Consider the following 17,349-nt stretch of genomic DNA (forward strand, 5'->3'; position numbering starts at 1 on the left):
ACGAGGCTACTTGACCTTCTCGGTGCCTGCCGGACTCGTGACGCCGGTCGGTCCGCCACCATTTCCGCTTGGCGAGGGTGAACGGTCTACCGCTTCCGGAGGCTTTGACGGGCCGGAGGCAGGATCGTCGTTAAAGGCGCCGGGACCGGATGGTTGCGCATTGATCGGGTCCGGCTTGGTCGAGGCTGTCGCCGTCGGATCGTTGTTGCTAGGATCAGGCCAGATCGCGACGCTCACGCAGGCAATGATCAGCACCGCTGCGCCGGCCAGCAGGACCGTCCAACCCCACCACCGCCTCTGGTCGCTTGCTTTAAGCGCTGCCTCGTCGGCATAAGGGGGATCCGCCGTATAAGTCTCGGCGGCGTTCCGCTGGTCGGGATCTTTGATCATGGCTTCACTCCTTCTCAGGCCGAACTCCTGCGGTTACAAGGTTGTTCCGCCGGGATGATTCAAATCGACCCAATTGCCGATGAGGCTTATCCCTGCGAGGTCAAAAGGGCTTGCGGAACCGGAACCGCATCGGCGCGTTTCCGTGACGAAGCAATGGGGCTTCGGGGACCTGACCGCATGGGCATCGCCAACGGCATCCGCAAACAGGCAAAAAAGATCGCGATCGGCGAACGTCGCACCAGCGCTTGGGCGCAGACGCTGAAGGAGACAGCCGAAGAGCTGCCGCCGCCACCGCTGCACCGGCTGGAAAAAGACGGTCTCGATATCAGCATGGCCTGGGCGATCATCGGCATATTCGGCATTCTCGGCCTTGCCGCCGTCTACATGATGTCGCTGATCCTCATCCCGATCACGCTTGCCGTCGTCGTCGGCATGATCCTTGGCATGGCCGCGGAAAAACTCAGCAGACTGGGCGTGCCGCGGCTTGCCAACGCCTTCATTCTGTCGAGCAGCGTGGCGCTGGTGATCTTCCTGGTGATCAACTCGCTCGCCGGCCCGCTGATGACGTTTGCCAATGAGGGGCCGGCCTTTGCCGAGCGGACCATGGACCGCGTCATGCCTTATCTCGAGCGCATCGAATGGCTGCATATCACCCCGGCGACATTCGAAAGCGGGCCGATGTCGATCGGCGCGCTGCTCGAAAACACTGGCAACGTGCTGCACGTGGTGACCACCAGCCTGACGCCGGCTGTCGTGCAGGGGATGATCTTCTTTGCGGCGCTGTTGCTCTTCCTCGCCAGCCGGGTCAACCTGCGCAAGACTGTTATCATGACCTTCCGCACCCGAACGCAACGCCTGGCGGCCATTCGCGTCATCAATGCCGTCGAGCAGGTGCTTGGCTTCTATTTCGCCACAGCCTCGCTGATTTATATCGGGCTCGGCGTCGTCATGACGGTTATCGCCTATGCCGGCGGCTTGGCGGCGCCGGTGCTCTGGGGCTTCTTCGCCTTCCTGTCGAGCTTCATCCCTTATCTCGGCATCACGCTGATGACGCTTGCCGTCGCAGTCGCCGGCATTCTCACCCATGATGACCTCGTCATCGGCCTGATCCCGGCAGCGGCCTTCTTCACCGTGCATCTTCTCATGGAGAACCTGATCTTTCCGGCGGTGATGGGACGGCGGTTGGAAATCAATCCCTTCGTCGTCTTCCTCGCCATCCTGTTCTGGACATGGATGTGGGGTGCCGTCGGCGCTATGCTGGCGCTGCCGCTGTCGCTGATCGTCATCACGATCATCGAGGAATTGCTGATCGAGGAAAAGCCGCAGCCGCAGCTGCCGAAATGATCAACCGGGGAGACACGCGTGGCCTCTGATCTCGATCTCAACGAATCCGATCACAACGAGATGGTCAGCGGTCGTTCTCTCTGGGGAAAAAGCGGCATACGGCCCGCATGGCGGCCGATCGAACAGAACTTTTCCACCGACGTCGCCGTGATCGGCGGCGGCATCACCGGCGCCTTGGTTGGCGAACATCTGACGGCGCGCGGTTTTTCCGTCGTTATTATCGACCGCGAGGAGCCCGGTTTCGGCAGCACCGTGGCGAGCACGGCGATGCTGCAATGGGAAATAGACAGCACGCTCACCGAGCTTGAAGACTATTACGGCTTCGAACGCGCCGCCGGCATCTATCGCCGCAGCGGTGCTGCGGTCGCCGGCCTTTCCAAGCTGATCGCCGCAAACGGGATTGCATGCGGCTTCCGGCCGCGCAACACGCTCTATCTGGCCGCCAACCAAGAAGGCGCGCGCGATCTACTGGAGGAGCGTCAGCTGCGCCGCCGGGCCGGCCTGCCCGGCGTTTACCTCGAACATCCCGATCTTTTCACCCAGTTCGAATTCGACCGCGACGGGGCGATCTATTCGCCGGGTTCGGCGGAATGCGACCCGCTGCTGCTGACCTGGGCATTGATCGAGATGTCCATCCGGCGCGGCGCGCGGCTGGTGAGTGCTTCCGTCACGGCACTTCACAGCGAAGGCGATCGCGTCACGGCGGAGACGGACGGAGGTCATATCATCGAGGCGCGGCATGTCGTGCTTGCCACAGGTTATTCGATGCCGGGCATCGACATGCCGAAGCTGCACCGCGCAAGCTCGAGCTGGGCACTCGCCACCGTGCCCCAGTATCCGGCAAATTTCTGGCGCGACAGGGCGCTGATCTGGGAGAACAGCCACCCCTATCTTTATATGCGCACGACTGAGGATAACCGCATCGTCGCCGGCGGCGAGGATGACGGCACGACCGATCCCGAAGCCCGCGACCGCAAGCTGCCGGCCAAGACCATCGCAATCCAGGAGAAAATAAAGCGGCTATGGCCGAAGGCCGATACGCGCGTGGAACATGCGTGGTGCGGAACCTTCGGCGAAACCGCCGACGGCCTGCCGCTGATCGGCCCGGTGCCTGAGATGCCGCATGTGTTCGCCGCCTACGGCTACGGCGGCAACGGCATCACCTTTTCCTATCTCGCAGCCCAGATGATCGGCGCGCTGCTGGCAGGCATGCATCGCGACTGGTTCGAGGATTTTGCGCTCGACAGGGATGGACCGGGTTTGGCGCGTTTCCATTCGGGCGTTCATCGAAACGTGACGGAAAGCCAAAGGCGCTGAAATCTCAGTTCGTCTGGCTCGCTTGCTTTCCAATCATCCGCAATTCTTCAACATGCTTGGCCACTTCGCGAACGTCTGGGATACCGAAAAAGCCGAATTTTTTGACACTATCTCCGTCTCCCTCCCGACGGTAAGTGAGGGTTCCTGAGCGATCCCATTTTTCCCTGACCTCCACAACGTTGATGGCTGTCGGCGCTATCGTCGTCACGCGTCGCCTGATCATATTTCGGATGATGAGAAGCCTGCGATCGGTGACGGCGTAAGCGGTTCGACTTGTAGCAATCATATCGAAAACCACGCCCGCGATAGTCGCGATGCCAATGAGCGCGAAAATTCCGGGGAATATGATGCCCATGATTCCAGCTGGCTTATCGATGCTGACAACCCCGTTATCTGCCGGCAACAGCAAAGTGGAACCCAAGATCGCGAAGATCACGCCAAAAAACACGTCAGGCCACTTAAAAACGAAAGTTCCCCAGGCAGTTGGCTGCCCTATCCAAACAACCACTTCGGCGGGATGAAGCTCATTTCGAATTTCACTTTCGACATCCCAAATCGCACGAAACATGCGTCCCCTCAACCGAACAAACAAGAACAGCATTATTCGATTTCTGCGGGTAAACAAGCAGAGAGATTCGGAGGCTCTACTCCGTCGTTTTGTCGTCGCCCAGATCCTCGACGTCTTCGAGACGGACGAATTGCACGCCCTTCGCCTTCAGGTCGACCAGCGCCTTGGCCACCCCCTCGCCCGCCGCATGCGTCGGCTGGTTGACGTGGGAGATGACGACATCACCGTCCTTGGCGGAGGCGATGCGCTTTTCGGTAATCGCAGCCCCGAGCAGCGAACCGCCGTCGCCGTTCACCGAATAACCGGCGATGCGATAGCCCATGGCGCGGATCTCGCCGATGGCGGAAAGGTCATATTTGGCAGTCGAGCCGCGGAACCAGCGGGGTGCCGGAATGCCGGCCGCGACCATGGCAGCAGCGCCGCCTTCGACTTCCTGCCTCACCGCCTGCGGCGAGCCGGCCGAGGCGATGCCATAGATCAGCGTTGGCGTGTCGACGGCCGGAATATGGTTCTCTCCGTGATTTTCGAGTTCGAAGAGATCGGGGTTCTGCAGGAACACGGCAACCGCTGCAGGGTTGTGCTTCAGCCACCGGGCGGTGACGAAGATCGTCACCGGGATGCGTTCGCGCACCAGGGTCGACAGGATACGCTCGTCCGCCTGCCCCATGCAGGCATCGAAGGTCAGCGCAATGCGGGCATGGCCGGCAAGGTTGGAGCGGGCGATATGCAGATGCGGCTCGACGAGCTTGACCGCCGGCGTCTTTGGTGCCGGGCTGACAGCGGCCGAGGCAGGCAGCGCTGAGGGCAACTCGTCCGCCAATAGGGGAGCCATGGCGGCCAGAAGGAACGCCGAAGCGAGCAGGATGCGGTTCATATCAGAGGCTTCTACAAGTCGGTTTCGACAGATTTTAGCGGATGCTTTTGCATGGCGCCATGTGGCCGGATGTCACCGCTGCCGCCCGAACAAAGCCAAGGGCATCAATCGTAGAGATAATACTTGTCCCACTTCTCGCGCGGCACCTTGTCGCCGATCTGGTAGTCGAGTTCGCGCACGTTGATATGCTGCGGGCCGGTGATGCAATTGTAGGAGAGATGATACCAATCGCCCTTGCTGCGGAAGACCGCGCCCGGGGCTTGCAGCGAATTGTCGCCGGGGATCGGGTCCTTGAAGGTATAAGCGATCACCTTGTCAGGCTTGAAGCCGGCGCTTTCCTGGTTGATGCGGCTCATCGCCTCGGTGTCGCAGCTCTGTTCCAGACGGGTCGAGGGATCGAGTTTTTCAAGTTGCTTCTTGATGGCCGGATCGACGGCAAAGGCAGGGGCAGCAAGGCTGACGAGGGATACAAACAGGAGCAGACGTTTCGGCATTGCGGAGAAATCCCTTGCTGTTATCCATTCTTCACCCTGCCACAGGCAGCTTGCCGGAGGCTTGGCGCGTGCAATTTTCGCTCTTTGATAGCGGACATTCTTAAATATTGTGGTGACATCAAGGCAAGGCGGGCAGAGCCGCCTCCTTGCTTGTGGAAGGCCCTCCGCATCCTTGGCGCAGCTTTGACGCTTGATCCGGGACCGGGGCGCCTCTATCTCTTGCCAACTTGACATTCCCACCGGAGCCATTCCTTGTCCGTTTTCAAAAACCTGCCGACACCGCCTGCTGCCCCGAAGAAGCCGATCTCCGATACGCGCCACGGCATCACCCGCACGGACGATTATGCCTGGCTACGCGCCGACAACTGGCAGGCGATGTTCAAGGATCCCTCGATCCTCGATCCTGACATCCGCCGGCATCTCGAAGCCGAAAACGCCTATATGAATGCGGCGATGGAAGACACCAAGCCGCTGCAAAAGGTGCTGTTTTCCGAAATGCGCGGCCGCATCAAGGAAGACGACAGCTCGGTGCCGATGAAGGACGGGGCCTATGCCTACGGCACGTTTTATGTCACCGGCGGCGAACAGCCGCGTTTTTTTCGCATCGCTAGGGACGGCGACGTCGCCGACGAGGCGATCCGCACGGTGCTGCTCGACGGCGACAAGGAGGCATCAGGCAAGGCCTATTTCCGTCTCGGCGGTCTCGACCATACGAGCGACCACAGCTGCGGCATCTGGGGCTATGACGACAAGGGCTCGGAATTCTTCACGCTGAAGGTCCGCGACCTCTCGACCGGGCAAGACCTCGAAGACCGGATCGAAAATACCGGCGGCGGCGGCGTCTGGGCGCCAGATGGCAAGAGCTTCTTCTATTCGGCGCTCGACGAGAACCACCGGCCTTCGAAGGTGTTCCACCATATTGTCGGCCAGCCGCAATCGGCGGACCGGCTGGTCTATGAGGAAGCCGATGCCGGCTTCTTCATGGGCGTCGGCGGCTCGCTGCTCGACGACTTCATCTATATCGACATCCACGACCACGAGACCAGCGAATATCGGCTGCTGTCGACAAGCGACCTGACCGCCGAGCCGAAGCTGGTGGCAGTGCGCGAGGAAGGCATCGAATATTCGCTGACCGAGGGCGGCGACGTCTTCTACATCCTGACGAATGACGCCGGCGCCAAAGACTTCAAGATCATGCAAGCGCCGGCCGACAATCCGGTCAAGGAAAACTGGCGCGAAGTCGTCGCCCACAAGCCCGGCACATTGATCATCAGCCACATGGCCTATGCCCGCCATCTTCTTTGGCTGGAGCGCAAGGACGGGCTGCCGCAGATCATGATCCGCGACCGAAGAACCGGCGAGGAACATGCAATCGCCTTTGCCGAGGAAGCCTATTCGCTGGGGCTTTCGGGCGCGGCGGAATATGACACGGATGTCATCCGTTTCTCCTATTCGTCGATGACGACGCCATCGCAGCTTTATGATTACAACATGGTGACCCGCGAACGCACGCTCCTGAAGACCCAGGAGGTGCCGTCGGGTCACAATCCCGACGATTATATCACCCGCCGCGTCTTCGCCCCGGCATGGGACGGCGAGACAGTTCCGGTCACCCTGCTCTATCGCAAAGACACAGTGCTGGACGGCACCGCGCCCTGCCTGCTCTACGGATACGGCGCCTACGGCATCACCATTCCGGCCGGTTTCAACACCAATTGCCTGTCGCTCGCCGACCGCGGCTTCGTCTATGCCATCGCCCATATCCGCGGCGGCAAGGACAAGGGTTTTTCCTGGTACGAAGACGGCAAGATGGACAAGAAGACGAATACCTTCAAGGACTTCGTCGCTGCCGCCGATTATCTGAATCAACAGAAGTTCACCTCTTACGCGAAGATCATCGCCGAGGGCGGATCGGCCGGGGGCATGCTGATGGGTGCGGTTGCCAATATGGCGCCGGAGAAGTTTGCCGGCCTCATCGCCGCCGTTCCCTTCGTCGACGTGCTCAACACGATGCTCGACGATAGTTTGCCGCTCACCCCGCCGGAATGGCCGGAATGGGGCAACCCGATCGACAGCCGGGAAGAATACGAGCAGATCGCCTCCTATTCGCCCTACGACAATGTCGGCGCCAAACCCTACCCGCCGATCCTGGCGCTCGGCGGCCTGACCGATCCGCGCGTCACCTATTGGGAACCGGCCAAGTGGGTGGCGAAGCTGCGTGAGGAGACGACCGGCGAGGCGCCGATCCTTCTGAAGACGAATATGGATGCCGGCCATGGCGGCGCGTCTGGGCGCTTCCAGCGGTTGGAAGAGATCGCGTTCGAGTATGCGTTTGCGATCAAGGTGGCTGGGAAGATGTGAAGGGTTGGGCGCGCCTAGTGGCACCCCCTCTGCCCCGCCGGGCATCTCCCCCACAAGGGGGAGATCAGCAGGAGGATATGCCTCGCCCTGATTTACGATTGATGTGACGGGCTGTTGTTTGGGGAAGCCATCGCCCCCAGCCAATCTCCCCACCTGTGGGGGAGATGCCCGGCAGGGCAGAGGGGGGCTGGCACGGCACAACAGGCCAAGGAAGACAACGAAATGCCCGTCTATATCGCCCTCCTCCGCGCCATCAATGTCGGCGGCACCGGCTCTTTGCCGATGGCCGAACTGAAGGCTATCTGCAAAGGCCTCGGCTTTTCCGACGTGAAGACCTACATCCAGAGCGGCAACGTGCTTTTCCATTCGGACGAAGCGGAAAAGACGGTGGAGGAAAAGCTCGACGCGGCGCTCGGACAAAAGGTGGGCAAGCGGCCAGGCGTAATGGTGCGCAGCCGCAAGGAGCTCGACGCCATTGCCGCCGGCGCTCCGTTTCCCGACGCCAAACCGAACTTCCTGCTCGTCTATTTTCTGCCCGAAAAACCGCCTGCCGATGCGCTGGAAAAGATGGTGGCGCCTGATGGCGAGGAGGCAAAGCTCGGGACCTACGAAATCTATGTGCATTACCCCAACGGCTCCGGCCGCTCGAAGCTGAAGCTGCCGGCGCTGAACACTGGAACGTCGCGCAATCTCAACACCGTGCGCAAGCTCGCGGAAATGGCCGCGGCGCTGGAGGACGGAGACTGAGGATGTCAGCGCAATTCCGGACGCAAAACCGCTTCGCATTTTTGCTGGAATTGCCTTAGGCCCTTGGCATCTCCGCCACCGGCAGGAAGAGCATCTTTACGAAAGTGCGGAGCATCAGCACCTGCTCGGCCAGTGTGTTCGGTTCCTTCAGCGTCTTCGACAAAACGATGCCGCCTTCCAGAACGGAGGACACCATGTCGGCGAGCTGGTCGACGTCGACGGGTTCGCGCGGCGGATAGACAGCCATGATCTCCCGCAGCATGCGGCCGAAACGGCGGCGCCAGGCAAGCACTGCGTTCCGGTTGGTCTCCTGTATCTCGCGGTCGAATAGCCGCTCGTAATAGCAGACGGTCGCCACCAAGCAGCCGGGATGGCCGTTCGGCAGGTCGGAGAGCAGTTCGGACAGCAGCTTCAGGCCGAGCAGGAAGGATTGCAGCGGATCGTCCACGAGATCACGCGCGCGGCCGAAGATCTCGTCGTAGATGCGCTCGTCGTTTTCGATGTAGCGGTTGAGCAGCGCCTTGGCGAGCTCGTTCTTGTCCCTGAAATGATAGAAGAAGCCGCTCTTGGTGATGCCGGTCTCGGCGATCAGTTCCTCGATGGAGGTGCCGCCGAAACCCTTCTGCAAGACTGCCGCTTCGGCCACATCGAGGATGCGGGTCCGCGTTTCCTCGCCCTTTCGCATGTCCCCTCCTGTACCGGCGGTACAGTTTTCAGTGTTGCACGGTCGGACCTGCCGCCGCCCAGGGCAGGATCAGTTGAAGCAAGCGATTGATATCAATACGCAAAAATCAAAGCCGCCTGGAGTATACCGCAAGTCGCCTAGTTTGGCAGCCGATTAAGCGCCAGAACTTCACTCATCGACGGCAGCCGTTTCGGCTGCTGCGAGGGGGAGGCTTCAACAATGGCAAAGTACAGAAGCGGTTTGCCGCAGCTCAAAGGCGGCACCTTCATTAGCGATGGCGGCATGGAAACGACGATGATCTTCCAGGAAGGCATCGATCTTCCGCATTTCGCTGCCTTCATATTGCTGGCTTCCGAAGACGGGCGCCAGCGCATGCGCAATTACTATCGCCGTTATCTCGATATCGCCCGGCGGCACGGCACCGGCTTCGTGCTCGATACGGCGACATGGCGGGCCAATCCGGATTGGGGGCAGAAGCTCGGCTATACGAGCGAAGCCCTGAAGGCGGCAAACGAGGAAGCCGTCGACCTGCTCGTGGGTTTACGCAGCGCCTATGAGCGGCCGGAACGGCCGATCGTCATCAGCGGTGCGATCGGCCCGCGCGGCGATGGCTACAAGGCGGGCACCATGGATGCGGCCGAAGCGGAAGACTACCATGCCTTCCAGATTGCGACTTTCGCCGGCACGGAGGCGGACATGGTGGCCGCCTTCACGCTTACCAATATCGACGAGGCGATCGGCGTGGCGCGGGCAGCACAATCGCTAGGCATGCCCTCGGCCATCTCCTTTACCCTGGAGACGGACGGCAGGCTGGTGACGGGCAGAAGCATTCAAGACGCCATCGAGACGACGGATGCGGCGACCGGCGGCGCGCCGGCCTATTACATGATCAACTGCGCCCACCCGACGCATTTCGAAGCGGCGCTCGATCTTCGAAGCACCTGGTTGAAGCGCATTTCCGGGATCCGTGCCAATGCGTCGACCATGAGCCATGAGCAACTGGACAATAGCGAGACGCTGGATGCAGGCGATCCCGAAGATCTCGGCCGCCGCTACCGCAAGCTCATCGACCGCATGCCCGAGCTGCGCGTGCTTGGCGGCTGCTGCGGCACCGACCATCGCCATGTCGCGGCGATCTGCGAGGCATGCCTGCCGCAGGCGGCGTGACGACCTGAGAGGCGGAGAGAATGGCGATAGGGGGCCCGATGATGCGTGAGCACCGCTGGCACGATCTGTGGCTTGTAATCACGGGACGGCAGAGGCGCACTGAGCCTGGGCCGTGGAGGTGGCGCTGCGGGATAGTGATCTCGCCTTCGGGGGATTTGACGGTCAGATCGCCTATGGGCTCAAGGGTCGGTCCTTGGGGGCGAGCATCTGCGGGAGCCGGTCGATTTCTGACGCCTTCGTCGTCCCCAGCAAGGGCGTGCCGGGGCCGCCCCCCTCTGCCCTACCGGGCATCTCCCCCACAGGTGGGGAGATCACAAGTGGCTTGGACTTCGTGCCCCTCTACCGTTTCGCCATGCTGGACGCTCATTGTTTCGGGAAGCCGGTGCGCCCAGCCAATCTCCCCACCTGTGGGGGAGATGCCCGGCAGGGCAGAGGGGGGCTGACGGGGCACAAGGCCTACGTGCCTTTCGTCCTTTTCGCCCTATAGCCGCTGATCTCCTCGCCGGCGGTCTTGGAGAAGCGCAGGTTCCAGAAGGTGGCGGTGATCGAAATGATCGTGACGACGATAAAGGCGGTCGAGAAATCGCCAAGTGCCGGCGTTTCAGCCCCGCTAAAGGCCATGGAACCGTGCAGCGCCAAGGCCCCGATGCAGATGCCGAGCGACAGCATCAGTTGCTGGAATGTGGTGTAGAAGCTGGTGGCCGAACTCATCCGTTCCTTGTCGATCTCGTCATAGGCGATGGTGTTATAGGCGGTGAACTGGAACGACAGGAAGAAGGCGCTGAGGATCAGGACGAGGAAGATCAGCGGCATCGGCCAATCCGGCCGGAAGGCGGCGCAGAGGCCATAGCCGACCGTGCCGAAGATGCCGTTGAGGACCAGGCTTCGGCGGAAGCCCAGCCGGCGGAAGACAAACTTCGCCATCGGCTTCATGGCGAGCGCGCCAAGCGCTGTGGCGATGACGATCTGGCCGGCCGCAGCGGCGGACAGGCCGAAGCCGATCTGGAAGAGCAGCGGCAGCAGAAAGGGCTGCGCCCCTTGCGTGATGCGCGTCAGCGATCCGGCGATCACCGAGGTGCCGAAGCTCGGGACTTTCATCAGCGAGAAATCCATGATCGGCGACGGGTGCTTGCGAGCGTGCCGGAGATAGGCGATGCCGAAGAGCAGGCCGAGGGCGATCAGAAAGATCGAGAAGGCGCCCTCGCCTTCATGGCTGGACATTTCGAAGCCGAAGAGCAGCGAACCGAGCGAGATGCCGGAAAGGACGAAGCCGAGCGTATCGAAGGGGCCGCTCGCCTTGCCCTTCACCTCGTCGATGTAGATCGACACGAAGATCATGCCGATGATGCCGATCGGCACGTTGATGTAGAAGATCCAGCGCCAGTCGAGATAGGTGACGAAGAAGCCGCCGAGCGGCGGGCCGACGATCGGGCCGATCAGGGCCGGCACCAGCAGCCAGGACATGGCGCTGACCATATCCTTGCGGTCGACGCTGCGCATCAGCACCAGCCGCCCGACCGGCATCATCATCGCCCCGCCTATGCCCTGCAGCAGCCGCGCCAGCACCAGGAATGACAGCGTCGGCGCCAGCGCGCAGAGGATCGAGCCGATCACGAAGACGGATATGGCCGCGCGGAAGACGGTGCGGGAGCCGAAACGGTCGGCCATCCGGCCGCTGGCCGGAATGAAGATCGCCAGACTCAAGAGATAGGAGGTCAGGGCGATCGACATGGCCGGCGCGCTGACGCTGAAATCGCGCGCCATGGTCGGCAGCGCCGTCGCCAGCACGGTCGCGTCGATATTTTCCATCAGCATCGCACTCGCGACAATCATCGCGATCACCCGGAAATTGGGCGCGGCGCGCCGAACCATCGGCGCCTGGTAGATCTGATCCGACATCGTCCGGATTAACTCGCGGTGGCGCGGCGGAGCACAAGAGGCAGCAAGGCCGCGGGAATGACATGGCGCAAGGCCAGGGGAGACGATTTGCTATACGCCTGCGATCATGGCGGCGCTATGTCGTTTATGGCAAAGCAGCTTTGACGAGAGGTAAAGGCAGATCACGATTCCTTGCATCGGACGGAGCTTCGTGAAGGTCATTCACTCCGACCAATCCGGCTTGCGCCGCGGGCGCCCCGGCCCTACCTATGAACCATGACCTCCACTCTGCAGAAAAACCGGGCCGGCGCGGCCTTTGCCTTTGACAACAGCTATGTCGGCCTGCCCGAGCGCTTCTTTGCGGCGCAGACGCCGACTTCGGTGGCGGAGCCCTGGCTGATCAAGCTCAACGAACCGCTGGCCGCCGAGCTTGGGCTCGACGTCGAGGCGCTTCGCCGCGACGGTGCGGCGATCTTTTCCGGAAATCTTGTTCCCGAAGGCGCCGAACCGCTGGCCATGGCCTATGCCGGCCATCAGTTCGGCGGCTTCTCGCCGCAGCTCGGCGACGGCCGGGCGATCCTGCTCGGCGAGGTGATCGACCGCAGCGGCAGGCGCTTCGATATTCAGCTGAAGGGTGCCGGACCAACGCCTTTTTCGCGCCGCGGCGATGGGCGGGCGGCAATCGGGCCGGTGATGCGCGAATATATCATCAGCGAAGCGATGTTTGCGCTCGGCGTTCCTGCCACGCGGGCGTTGGCGGCGGTGACCACAGGCGAGCCGGTCTACCGCGAAGAGGTTTTGCCGGGCGCGGTCTTCACCCGCGTCGCGGCAAGCCATATCCGCGTCGGCACCTTCCAGTATTTCGCAGCCAGGGGCGATACCGACGGCGTGCGGGCGCTGGCAGACTATGTGATCGACCGGCACTATCCCGCGCTGAAAGCGGCCGACAATCCCTACCTTGCGCTGTTTTCGGCGGTCTCGGAACGGCAGGCGGCGCTGATCGCCCGCTGGCTGCATGTCGGTTTCATCCATGGCGTGATGAACACCGACAATATGACCGTCTCCGGCGAGACGATCGATTTCGGTCCCTGCGCCTTCATGGATGCCTACGATCCCGCCACCGTCTTCTCGTCGATCGACCAGCAGGGGCGCTATGCCTATGCCAACCAACCGGGCATCGGCCAATGGAACCTCGCAAGGCTCGGCGAAACGCTGCTGCCGCTGATCGACGAAGAGCCCGACGGCGCAGTCGACAAGGCGAACGCGGTGATCCGGGCCTATGGCGAACGGTTCCAGGCGCATTGGCTGGCCGGCATGCGAGACAAGATCGGCCTTGCCGGCGAAGAGGACGGCGACCTCGACCTGGTGCAGGCGCTGCTCTCGCTGATGCAGGCGCAGGACGCCGATTTCACCCTGACCTTCCGCCGGCTGTCTGATCTTGCCGGCGACGAGACCGCGAAGCCTACCTTTGCCGCGAGTTTCCGCGAACCGGAGGCCTGCGGCACCTGGCTCACGCAGTGGCGCGAGAGACTGTCACGCGATCCGCAGACGGGGGCTGAGCGCGCGACCGCCATGCGCAGCGTCAATCCGGCCTTCATTCCGCGCAATCACCGGGTCGAACAGGCGATCGAGGCCGCGGTCGAGAATGGCGATTTCTCGCTGTTCGAGGCGCTGCTGAGCGTGCTTTCCAAACCCTATGAGGACCAGCCGGGTTTTGCCGCCTATCGGGAACCTCCGCAGCCGAGCGAACGGGTGCTTGCGACCTTTTGCGGGACGTGAGCGCGGCTTTGCCGTTTGGCTGCGGCAATCAAGGGATCGACGGCCCGGCACAATGCAACCCTACCGTGACACCAGCCTGCGGCAAATATGGCCGTTGAAAGGCATCTCCTTCGCGCTATCTGCCTGATCGGCGGGAGTTTTCCGCCGATCCTCCACCCCGGCTAAATCAAGCGGGAGACAGCCTTATGGCGATCGTCATCACCTCCATCTTCTTCATCATCATCGGGCTTACCCTCGGGGGCGGCGGGCTATGGCTCGTCACGCTCGGTGGCAGCATGTTCTATCTGTTCGCCGGCTTGATGTTCCTGATCACCGCCGGGCTGCTGTTGATGCGCAAGGCGGTGGCGCTCTGGGTCTATGCGGTGCTGGTCGTCGCGGCACTGGCCTGGGCGATCTGGGAGGTGGGTTTCGACTGGTGGCAGCTCGGCCCGCGCGGCGGCATGATCATCCTGCTCGGGCTTTGGCTGCTGACGCCGTGGATCCGCCGGCCGCTCGGCTTTCGCAGCCCGACGGGCATCACCTACGGCGCAAACCCGTGGCCGCTCGCCGTGCCTGTTCTTCTGGCCATCCTCGTCGCCCTCTATTCGATGACCACAGACCCGCACGATCTTGCCGGCGAACTGCCTAGGGATGAGGTCGCCGCCAACCCCGCCTTCGGCGGCAGCGTCCCCGACGGCGAATGGCATCAGTACGGTCGCACGCCCTTCGGCCAGCGCTATTCGCCGCTCGACCAGATCACCGCCGAAAACGTCTCCACCCTCAAGGAGGCGTGGCGATACCAGACCGGCGACGTCAAACGCCCGGACGATGTCGGCGAGACGACCTATCAGGTGACGCCGCTCAAGGTGAAGGACACGCTCTATCTGTGCACGCCGCATAACTGGGCGATCGCGCTCGACGCCAAGACCGGCAAGGAGAAATGGAAATACGACGCCAATTCCGGGATGAACCCGGACCGCCAGCATCAGACCTGCCGCGGCGTCACCTACTATGCCGATCCCAATGTGGCCGCCGGCCAGCCCTGCGCTGAGCGCGTCTACCTGCCGACCTCCGATGCCCGGCTGATTGCGCTCGACGCGGCGGACGGCAAGGTCTGCACCAGTTTTGCCGACCAGGGCGTGCTGCATCTGGAAACCGGCATGCGCTACAACCCGGCGGGCTATTATTATTCCACCTCGCCTCCAGTCGCCGTGGCGGGCAAGATCATCGTCGGCGGGGCGGTGAACGACAATTATTCGACCGAGGAGCAATCCGGCGTCATCCGCGCCTTCGACATCAATACCGGCGCGTTGCTCTGGAACTGGGATTCCGGCAATCCGGACGTGACGACGCCGCTCGCCGAAGGCCAGACCTACACGACCAATTCGCCGAACAGCTGGTCGGTCTTCAGCGTCGACGAGGCGCTCGGCATGGTCTACATCCCGCTCGGCAACCAAGTGCCCGATCAGATCGGCATCAACCGCAGCGACAATGTCGAGAAGTTCTCCTCCTCGATCGTCGCGCTGGATATCGCCACCGGCCAAATGCGCTGGGTGCGCCAGACGGTGCATCATGATCTCTGGGACATGGACGTGCCGGCCCAGCCGGCGCTGATCGACCTGACGAAGCCGGACGGCACTGTGGTTCCGGCTCTCGTTGGCCCGACCAAGCAAGGTGATCTCTATGTGCTCGACCGGCGCAGCGGTGAGCCGATCATCCCGGTCAAGGAGATCCCGGCGCCTGATGGTGCGGTCTCCGGCGACCACACCTCGCCGACGCAGCCGATCTCCGATCTCACCTTCTCGCCCGACCCGCTCAAGGAAAAGGACATGTGGGGCGTGTCGCTATTCGACCAGCTCGCCTGCCGCATCGACTTCCATCGTTATCGCTACGAGGGCCGCTACACCCCGCCTTCGCTCGAGGGCACGATCGTCTATCCCGGCAATTTCGGCACCTTCAACTGGGGCTCGGTCGCGGTCGATCCGGAGCGGCAGATCATGTTCGGCATGCCGACCTATCTCGCCTTCACCTCGCGCCTGGTGCCGGCCGCCGACATTCCGCCGCGGGGTCAGGACGAGAAGGGCAGCGAACAGGGGCTCAACCGCAATGACGGCGCGCCCTACGGCGTCTTCATGGGCCCGTTCCTCGGGCTGATGAAGATCCCCTGCCAGGCGCCGCCATGGGGCTATGTCGCCGGCGTCGACCTGCGCACCGGCAAGATCGCCTACATGCACAAGAACGGCACCGTACACGACATGACGCCGCTGCCCCTGCCCTTCAAGGTCGGCGTGCCCGGCATCGGCGGGCCGATGCTGACCAAGGGCGGCGTCGCCTTCCTCGGGGCTGCGGTCGACAACTATCTGCGCGCCTATGACGTGACCAACGGCCGGGAGCTCTGGCAGGCCCGGCTTCCGGCCGGCGGCCAGGCGACGCCGATGACCTATGCGACTGAGGACAACAAACAATATGTCGTCATGGTCGCCGGCGGCCACGGCTCGGTCGGCACCAAGCCCGGCGATTATGTGATTGCTTATACGCTGCCGTGATGGGGAGGCGCGCTTCCCGGGGATACTCAGCGAAGAGATCGCCGCCTGCCCCTCATCCGGCTGCCGCCACCTTCTCCCCGTAAACGGGGCGAAGGGATATGCCGCGACCTCTCTGTCCTTCGCCAACGTCTCGCTGGGCACGTCCCCTCTCCCCGTTTTTTACGGGGAGAGGGTTAGGGTGAGGGGCAGCCATCGGCGCGAGAACCGGACAGCTTGCGATCATGCCCTTCGCATTCCCCCAATTCAAACCATCTCGGCGATCATCCGCCCAACCTCGGCAAAGACCGGATTGAGTTCCTTCACCGGCGCGGTCGCCTCGGCGATATAGACGGCGGCGACGATCGGGCCGCGGTTGGGCGGCCAGATGACGGCGATGTCGCCGAGGGAGCCGTTTGGGCCGGTGCCGGTTTTGTCGCCGACCTTCCAATCCTTAGGCAGGCCGGCCCTGAGCCGCTCGCCGCCGGTGGTGCTGGCCACCAGCCAGGCGATCAACCTGTCTGAGGAGGCCTCGGTGAGGATCGAACCGAGCGTCAGGTTGCCGAGCGTGTCGAGCATCGCATCCGGTGTCGTCGTGTCGCGCGGATCGTCCTTCCGGCCCTCGTTCAGCGTCGGTTCGGTGCGGTCGAGACGCGTCGTGCCGTCGCCGATCGAGCGCAGCCAGTCGGTTAATGCAGCCGGACCGCCAAAACTTTCGAGCAGCAGGTTGCCGGCGGTATTGTCGCTGACGGTCACCGCCGCCGCGCAGAGTTCGGCAATGGTCATGCCATCGGTGCCGGCGTGTTTTTCGCTGAGCGGCGAATAGTCGACCAGCTTTTCCTTTCCATAGGTCACCCGGCGGTCGAGACTTTCCTCGCCCTTGTCGGCACGGGCGAGCACGAAGCCGGCGGCTAGCGCCTTGAAGGTGCTGCACATCGGAAAGGCTTCGCTGCCGCGATAGTTGAAGGAAATGCTCGTCTCAGTGTCGAGCACCGAGACGCCAAGACGGCCGCCGGTGCGTTTTTCCAGCGCGGCAAGGCGGCGCTGGATGTTGTCGTTGTCTTCCTCACTCGTCTCTTGGGCTCTGACGGGAAGCGTTAGCGCAGGCAGGCACAAAGCCGAGCCTATCAGCATACGGCGGGTAAGACTGAGATCCATGATTCCTCCGGCGGTGAGGAAGACAGAGCTAAGGGGCGATTGCGGCGGCATCTCGTCCCCGCGGCAATCTTGTTGTCCGCCGAGCA

14 protein-coding genes are annotated in these 17,349 nt (G+C 62.5%); 7 read left to right on the forward strand and 7 right to left on the reverse strand.

Going from position 1 to position 17,349, the window contains the following annotated elements; genetic code table 11:
- Positions 1–6: 6 nt before the first annotated feature.
- Positions 7–390 carry a hypothetical protein gene (locus tag RCCGE510_RS02385; protein ID WP_007626802.1) on the reverse strand — a complete coding sequence of 128 codons (384 nt, stop codon included), beginning with the start codon at positions 388–390 and terminating at the stop codon, positions 7–9.
- Between the two features lie 177 nt (positions 391–567).
- On the opposite strand from RCCGE510_RS02385, the gene RCCGE510_RS02390 reads away from it, so the two are divergent.
- Positions 568–1,734, forward strand: a complete 1,167-nt coding sequence (locus tag RCCGE510_RS02390) for an AI-2E family transporter (protein ID WP_007626810.1) — start codon at positions 568–570, stop codon at positions 1,732–1,734.
- 18 nt (positions 1,735–1,752) lie between these two features.
- Positions 1,753–3,051: an FAD-dependent oxidoreductase gene (locus RCCGE510_RS02395; protein WP_007626811.1), complete on the forward strand. Its 1,299-nt coding sequence runs from the start codon at positions 1,753–1,755 to the stop codon at positions 3,049–3,051.
- Between the two features lie 4 nt (positions 3,052–3,055).
- Here RCCGE510_RS02395 and RCCGE510_RS02400 read toward each other — a convergent pair whose 3' ends face one another.
- From RCCGE510_RS02400 to RCCGE510_RS02410, 3 genes are all read right to left on the reverse strand, one after another.
- Complete coding sequence (locus tag RCCGE510_RS02400) at positions 3,056–3,619, reverse strand: PH domain-containing protein (RefSeq protein ID WP_037077565.1); 564 nt, start codon at positions 3,617–3,619, stop codon at positions 3,056–3,058.
- A 76-nt stretch (positions 3,620–3,695) separates the two neighbouring features.
- The gene (locus RCCGE510_RS02405) at positions 3,696–4,493 is read right to left on the reverse strand and encodes a polysaccharide deacetylase family protein (RefSeq protein WP_007626813.1); all 798 of its coding nucleotides are present in this window, start codon (positions 4,491–4,493) and stop codon (positions 3,696–3,698) included.
- 104 nt (positions 4,494–4,597) lie between these two features.
- Entirely contained in the window at positions 4,598–4,987 is a 390-nt protein-coding gene (locus RCCGE510_RS02410; protein ID WP_007626817.1) for a DUF930 domain-containing protein, read from the reverse strand.
- A gap of 252 nt (positions 4,988–5,239) precedes the next feature.
- Here RCCGE510_RS02410 and RCCGE510_RS02415 point away from each other — a divergent pair, with 252 nt between their 5' ends.
- Positions 5,240–7,348: a S9 family peptidase gene (locus tag RCCGE510_RS02415; protein ID WP_007626819.1), complete on the forward strand. Its 2,109-nt coding sequence runs from the start codon at positions 5,240–5,242 to the stop codon at positions 7,346–7,348.
- Positions 7,349–7,570: 222 nt separating this feature from the next.
- Positions 7,571–8,095 carry a DUF1697 domain-containing protein gene (locus tag RCCGE510_RS02420; RefSeq protein WP_007626821.1) on the forward strand — a complete coding sequence of 175 codons (525 nt, stop codon included), beginning with the start codon at positions 7,571–7,573 and terminating at the stop codon, positions 8,093–8,095.
- 55 nt (positions 8,096–8,150) lie between these two features.
- Here the strand turns inward: RCCGE510_RS02420 and RCCGE510_RS02425 are convergent, their stop codons facing one another.
- Positions 8,151–8,780 (reverse strand): TetR/AcrR family transcriptional regulator, encoded by a 630-nt coding sequence (locus RCCGE510_RS02425; RefSeq protein ID WP_007626823.1) that lies wholly within the window; start codon positions 8,778–8,780, stop codon positions 8,151–8,153.
- 219 nt (positions 8,781–8,999) lie between these two features.
- On the opposite strand from RCCGE510_RS02425, the gene RCCGE510_RS02430 reads away from it, so the two are divergent.
- A complete protein-coding gene (locus tag RCCGE510_RS02430) occupies positions 9,000–9,947 on the forward strand; it encodes a homocysteine S-methyltransferase family protein (protein WP_007626825.1) in 948 nt (315 codons plus the stop codon).
- Between the two features lie 456 nt (positions 9,948–10,403).
- Here the strand turns inward: RCCGE510_RS02430 and RCCGE510_RS02440 are convergent, their stop codons facing one another.
- A complete protein-coding gene (locus tag RCCGE510_RS02440; RefSeq protein WP_007626827.1) occupies positions 10,404–11,846 on the reverse strand; it encodes an MFS transporter in 1,443 nt (480 codons plus the stop codon).
- 255 nt (positions 11,847–12,101) lie between these two features.
- Here RCCGE510_RS02440 and RCCGE510_RS02445 point away from each other — a divergent pair, with 255 nt between their 5' ends.
- Both RCCGE510_RS02445 and RCCGE510_RS02450 read left to right on the forward strand, forming a co-directional pair.
- Positions 12,102–13,604 carry a protein adenylyltransferase SelO gene (locus tag RCCGE510_RS02445; RefSeq protein WP_007626828.1) on the forward strand — a complete coding sequence of 501 codons (1,503 nt, stop codon included), beginning with the start codon at positions 12,102–12,104 and terminating at the stop codon, positions 13,602–13,604.
- Between the two features lie 185 nt (positions 13,605–13,789).
- Positions 13,790–16,129 carry a glucose/quinate/shikimate family membrane-bound PQQ-dependent dehydrogenase gene (locus tag RCCGE510_RS02450; RefSeq protein ID WP_007626829.1) on the forward strand — a complete coding sequence of 780 codons (2,340 nt, stop codon included), beginning with the start codon at positions 13,790–13,792 and terminating at the stop codon, positions 16,127–16,129.
- Between the two features lie 243 nt (positions 16,130–16,372).
- On the opposite strand, the gene bla is transcribed toward RCCGE510_RS02450, so the two are convergent.
- Positions 16,373–17,263 carry a class A beta-lactamase gene (gene bla / locus RCCGE510_RS02455; protein WP_007626836.1) on the reverse strand — a complete coding sequence of 297 codons (891 nt, stop codon included), beginning with the start codon at positions 17,261–17,263 and terminating at the stop codon, positions 16,373–16,375.
- Between the last annotated feature and the right edge of the window lie 86 nt (positions 17,264–17,349).

The sequence above is a fragment of the Rhizobium sp. CCGE 510 genome, assembly GCF_000292525.1.
In the GTDB taxonomy this organism is placed as follows: Bacteria; Pseudomonadota; Alphaproteobacteria; order Rhizobiales; family Rhizobiaceae; genus Rhizobium.

Excerpts from the sequence above, each read along its gene's own strand:
- RCCGE510_RS02410 (WP_007626817.1), bottom strand. The coding sequence starts at position 4,987 with ATGCCGAAACGTCTGCTCCTGTTTGTATCCCTCGTCAGCCTTGCTGCC.
- RCCGE510_RS02440 (WP_007626827.1), bottom strand. The coding sequence starts at position 11,846 with ATGTCGGATCAGATCTACCAGGCGCCGATGGTTCGGCGCGCCGCGCCC.
- RCCGE510_RS02445 (WP_007626828.1), top strand. The coding sequence starts at position 12,102 with ATGACCTCCACTCTGCAGAAAAACCGGGCCGGCGCGGCCTTTGCCTTT.
- bla (WP_007626836.1), bottom strand. The coding sequence starts at position 17,263 with ATGGATCTCAGTCTTACCCGCCGTATGCTGATAGGCTCGGCTTTGTGC.
- RCCGE510_RS02390 (WP_007626810.1), top strand. The coding sequence starts at position 568 with ATGGGCATCGCCAACGGCATCCGCAAACAGGCAAAAAAGATCGCGATC.
- RCCGE510_RS02385 (WP_007626802.1), bottom strand. The coding sequence starts at position 390 with ATGATCAAAGATCCCGACCAGCGGAACGCCGCCGAGACTTATACGGCG.
- RCCGE510_RS02405 (WP_007626813.1), bottom strand. The coding sequence starts at position 4,493 with ATGAACCGCATCCTGCTCGCTTCGGCGTTCCTTCTGGCCGCCATGGCT.
- RCCGE510_RS02430 (WP_007626825.1), top strand. The coding sequence starts at position 9,000 with ATGGCAAAGTACAGAAGCGGTTTGCCGCAGCTCAAAGGCGGCACCTTC.
- RCCGE510_RS02400 (WP_037077565.1), bottom strand. The coding sequence starts at position 3,619 with ATGTTTCGTGCGATTTGGGATGTCGAAAGTGAAATTCGAAATGAGCTT.
- RCCGE510_RS02425 (WP_007626823.1), bottom strand. The coding sequence starts at position 8,780 with ATGCGAAAGGGCGAGGAAACGCGGACCCGCATCCTCGATGTGGCCGAA.
- RCCGE510_RS02420 (WP_007626821.1), top strand. The coding sequence starts at position 7,571 with ATGCCCGTCTATATCGCCCTCCTCCGCGCCATCAATGTCGGCGGCACC.
- RCCGE510_RS02450 (WP_007626829.1), top strand. The coding sequence starts at position 13,790 with ATGGCGATCGTCATCACCTCCATCTTCTTCATCATCATCGGGCTTACC.